Origin of the sequence: Pseudomonas sp. IT-P258, assembly GCF_949767825.1 — a bacterium.
GTDB classification, from domain to species: Bacteria; Pseudomonadota; Gammaproteobacteria; order Pseudomonadales; family Pseudomonadaceae; genus Aquipseudomonas; species Aquipseudomonas monachiensis.
In genome coordinates, this window is sequence record NZ_CATKPU010000006.1 from 1 (window position 1) to 221 (window position 221).

General features: G+C 62.4%; 1 protein-coding gene. It reads left to right on the plus strand.

What is annotated here, in order from left to right; all coding sequences use genetic code 11:
- On the plus strand, positions 1-221 hold a 221-nt coding region (locus ACM6G4_RS00025), incomplete at both ends, for a hypothetical protein (RefSeq protein ID WP_414912729.1).

Here is a 221-nt window from a genome sequence, read left to right on the forward strand (position 1 = left end):
GCCAACCTGGTGCTGCAGATCCACAACAACGATGACCCAGTAATCCTCAACGGCCTCAACGTGTATGGCGGTGAACTGACGGTCTACGAGAAAAACCTCAGCGACGGCAGCAACCCGGATGCCACGGCGCTGACCCAGAACGGCACCTTCACCGTGACTGCCCTCGACGGTGTAACCACCCTGACCGTGGGCGGCATCGCCGTGGTCACCGCTGGCGTGGC